Source organism: Pseudomonas sp. UBA5568, assembly GCF_002425525.1.
Lineage (GTDB): Bacteria > Pseudomonadota > Gammaproteobacteria > Pseudomonadales > Pseudomonadaceae > Aquipseudomonas > Aquipseudomonas fulva.
The window spans coordinates 1-4,536 of sequence record NZ_DIMK01000037.1 but is presented as its reverse complement, the minus strand read 5'-3'; the positions used below and the strand labels follow the sequence as shown (position 1 = coordinate 4,536).

The 4,536-nt window shown below is 67.2% G+C and carries 2 protein-coding genes; both read left to right on the top strand.

Features of this window, described 5'->3' with window-relative positions:
• The coding region (locus B2S33_RS11385; RefSeq protein ID WP_145281083.1) for a phosphopantetheine-binding protein at positions 1-871 on the top strand (871 nt) is incomplete at its 5' end.
• Positions 871-4,536 (top strand): amino acid adenylation domain-containing protein (locus B2S33_RS11380; protein WP_288650305.1); only part of this gene is annotated, 3,666 nt, incomplete at its 3' end. The genes B2S33_RS11385 and B2S33_RS11380, both read left to right, overlap by 1 nt.

The following is a 4,536-nucleotide window of genomic DNA, read 5'->3' as shown; positions in this document are numbered from 1 at the left end:
CATTGCCAACCTGCACACTTACGTACTGGACGCGGCCCTGCAGCCGGTCGTGCCGGGGGTGGCCGGTGAGCTGTACCTGGGCGGGGTGGGCCTGGCTCGTGGGTATCACCGCCGCCCGGCGTTGACCGCCGAGCGCTTCGTGGCAAGTCCTGTGGGTAATGGCGAGCGTTTGTACCGCACGGGCGACCTGGTGCGTTACCGCGCCGACGGCGTGCTGGAATACCTCGGTCGCCTGGACCACCAGGTGAAGATCCGTGGCCAGCGCATCGAGCTGGGTGAGATCGAGGCGCGCCTGCTGGAGGTGGCCGAAGTCCGTGAAGCGGTCGTGCTGGCTCAGCCTGGCGCCGCCGGTGCGCAACTGGTCGGCTACGTGCTGGTCGCCGGCGCTGACCTGGAGGCCACGCGCCAGGCGCTGCTGCGCGAGCGCCTCAAGGCTCACCTCAAGGCCAACTTGCCCGGCTACATGGTGCCCGGCCAATGGCTGCTGCTGGAACAGTGGCCGCTCAGCCCCAATGGCAAGCTGGACCGCAAGGCCTTGCCGCTGCCCCAGGCCGCGCCACAACAACAGGGCTACGAAGCCCCGCAACGCCCGGTCGAGTGCCAACTGGCAGCGATCTGGCAGGACCTGCTCCAGCTCGACAAGGTCGGCTTGAACGATCATTTCTTCGACCTGGGCGGTCACTCTCTTCTCGTCGTGAGCCTGGTCTCACGCATTCAACTCGAGCTTGGTATGAAGGCAACTGCGCAATTGATTTTCCAATACCCCACCCTGGGCGAGCTGGCCCGCCAACTGGAGCGCGAAGGCGGGGCGGTGGATGCCTCCACCCTTGACCAGCTCGAAAGCTTGCTCGACGAAATGGAGGCGGTGTAATGGATCACGCCAGCGCCCTGCGCATTGCCCAACGCTTCATCGCCTTGCCCGTGGACAAGCGCCGCCAGTACCTGGCCAAGATGGCCGAACAAAAGGTCTCGCCCGGCAACCTGCCGATTCCGATCATCCGCGAGCAGTTGGACAGCTTGCCGCTGTCCTTCGCCCAGGAGCGCCAGTGGTTCCTCTGGCAGCTGGAGCCAGGCAGCAGCGCCTCTCACATCCCTACCGCCCTGCGCCTGCGCGGCCACCTCGACACCCAGGCCTTGCAGCAGGCGTTCGATGCCCTGGTGGCACGCCACGAGACCCTGCGCACCACCTTCGTGGTGGAGGAGGAGCGGCCCTGCCAGCGCGTGCATGGCGCCCTGCCGATCGCGATCGAGCCGTTGCACCTGCCGGCCACCCTGGCACCCGAGCACCAAGACGCCGAGGTACAGGCGTTGATCGAGCAGCAGATCGCCAGGCCCTTCGACCTCGAACACGGTCCGCTGGTACGGCTGGGGCTGCTGACGGTGGCTGACGATGAACATGTGCTGGTGATGGTGCAGCACCACATCGTCTCCGATGGCTGGTCGATGCAGGTCATGGTCGATGAGCTGATGCAGCTGTACTTGGGCTTCGTCCACGGGCGGGCGGTCGAGCTGCCCGCGCTGCCCATTCAATACGCCGACTACGCCATCTGGCAGCGTCGCTGGATGGAAGCCGGCGGCAGCGAGCAGCAACTGGCCTACTGGCGTGAGCAACTGGGCGCGCATCAACCTGTGCTGGAGTTGCCCACCGACCGTCCGCGTGCGGCCCAGCCAAGCCTGCGCGGCGCGCGTGTCGACCTGCCCATCGACAGCGCCCTGAGCGAAGCCTTGCAAGGCCTGGCGCAGCAGCAACAGGTCACGCTGTTCATGCTGTTGCTGGCGTCGTTCCAGGTGCTGCTGCACCGCTACACCGGCCAGACCGATATTCGCGTCGGGGTGCCCAACGCCAACCGCAACCGGGTCGAGACCGATCGCCTGCTGGGCTTCTTCGTCAACACGCAGGTGCTGCGCGCCGATGTGCAGGGGGCCTTGGCCTTCCCGGCGTTGCTGCAACAGGTCAAGCAGACGGTGCTCGGTGCCCAGGCGCATCAGGACCTGCCGTTCGAACAACTGGTCGAAGCTTTGCAGCCAGACCGCAGCCTGAGCCACAACCCGTTGTTCCAGGTGATGTACAACCACCAGCGCCAAGGCCGCGACCAACGCACCCGGCAGGTGCCTGGGCTCGATATCGAAGGGCTGTTCTGGGAAAGCCACAGCGCCTCGTTCGACCTGACGCTGGACACCGTCGAGGGCGAAGACGGCCTGTGGGGGTCGCTGACCTATGCGTGCGACCTGTTCGATGCCGCCACCATCGAGCGCCTGGGGCGCCATTGGCTGACCCTGCTGCGCAGCCTCGTCGCCGACCCGTCGCGCTGCATTGCTGCGCTGCCGATGCTGGCCGTCGATGAGCATGAGCACCTGCACGCTGTGCGCAACGCCCCGGACCTGCGTCACGCCGACGGCCCGCTGGTGCACGAGCGCATTGCCCAGTGGGCTGCGCAAACCCCGCAGGCCACCGCCTTGTTGTTTGGCGAGCAGCGCATGAGCTTTGCCCAGCTCGATCAGCAGGCCAACCGCCTGGCCCATGCCCTGGTCACAGCCGGGGTCGGGCCGGAAGTGCTGGTCGGTATCGCCCTGGAGCGTGGCCTTGAGATGGTCGTGAGCCTGTTGGCGGTGCTCAAGGCCGGCGGTGCCTATACGCCGCTCGATCCGCAATACCCCCGCGAACGCCTGGCCTACCTGATGCAGGACAGTGGCATGGCCCTGCTGCTCAGCGACAGCGCGCTCATGCAGCGCCTGCCGGTCCCTGAGGGGTTGGCAACCCTGGCCCTGGACCACATGGACCTGGCCTCGCAACCCTGCCACGCGCCGGCGAACGCCGCCCAGGCCGATAACCTGGCCTACGTCATCTACACCTCGGGTTCCACCGGCCTGCCCAAAGGGGTGGCGGTAGCCCATGGCCCCATCGCCATGCACTGCCGGGCGATTGGCGAGCGCTACGAAATGACGCCAGCCGACTGCGAACTGCACTTCATGTCGTTCGCCTTCGACGGTGCCCACGAGCGCTGGCTCACGCCCCTGACCCACGGCGCTTCGCTGCTGATCCGCGACCCGCAGCTGTGGACGCCGGAGCAAACCTATGCCGCCATGCATGAGCATGGGGTGACGGTCGCGGCGTTTCCACCGGTCTACCTTCAGCAACTGGCCGAGCACGCCGAGCGCGACGGCAACCCACCGCCGATGCGGGTGTACTGCTTCGGCGGCGATGCGGTGTCCGAGGCCAGCTACGCCATGGCCCGGCGCGCACTGCGCCCGACCTACATCATCAATGGCTACGGCCCTACCGAAACCGTGGTCACCCCCCTGATCTGGAAAGCCGGCGAACAGGACCGCTGCGGCGCAGCCTATGCGCCCATTGGTGATCGCGTCGGTGAACGGCGCGCTTATGTGCTCGATGCCGACCTGAACCTGTTGCCCCTGGCCATCCCGGGAGAGTTGTACCTGGGCGGGCAGGGCTTGGCCCGTGGCTACCTCAAGCGCCCGGGGCTCACTGCCGAAAGGTTCGTACCGGACCCGTTCGGCAACGGTGCCCGGCTGTACCGCAGCGGTGATCGGGTAAGCCTGCGCAGCAGCGGCATCATCGATTACCTCGGGCGCATCGACCGCCAGGTCAAGGTGCGAGGTTTTCGTATCGAGTTGGGCGAGGTGGAAGCTCGCCTGCTGGCGGTGCCGGGTGTGCGCGAAGCGGTGGTGGTGGCCCAGGCCGGCCCGAGCGGCCAGCAACTGGTCGGCTACGTGGTGAGCGACGACGCACCGCAACTGGCGTCCGATCATCAGGCCCAGGCTGAGCGCCGCGAATCGATCAAGCGCCGTTTGAAGGTGGACCTGCCTGACTACATGGTGCCCACGCACGTGCAGTTGCTCGAACGCATGCCCCTGACCCCCAACGGCAAGATCGACCGCCAGGCCCTGCCGGCAGTCGACCTGACCCAGCTGCAAGGCCAGCACGTGGCCGCCAGCAGCCCGCTCGAGCAGGCGTTGGTGCAGATTTGGCAGGCGGTGCTGAAGGTCCCTCAGGTTGGGGTGACCGACAATTTCTTCGAATTGGGCGGCGATTCGATCATCTCGATCCAGGTGGTCAGCCGGGCCCGTCAGGCCGGCATCGTGCTCAGCCCCAAAGACCTGTTCCTGCACCAGACCGTGCAGGCCCTGGCCGGTGTGGCCCGTTTTGGCGAGGTCGCCCGTATCGACCAGGGCCCGGTCGCTGGCAGCCTGCCGCTGCTGGCCATCCAGCGCTGGTTCTTCGCCCAAGGCATTGCCGATGCGCATCACTGGAACCAGTCCGTGCTGCTGGCGCCGACACAGGCGTTACAGCCACGGGTGCTGGAGGCGGCGTTGCAGGCGCTGGTGCTGCACCATGATGCCTTGCGCCTGCGCTTCGATGCCCAAGCCGGGCTCGCCTGGCACCGGGCTGCGGCCCAGCAACAGGGCGCCGAGGAGCAGGCGCCGCTGCTGTGGCATGCCACGGTCGCGCGCGGCCAGGCCCTGACCGCGTTGTGCGAGCAGGCCCAGCGCAGCCTCGACCTGCACCAAGGGCCG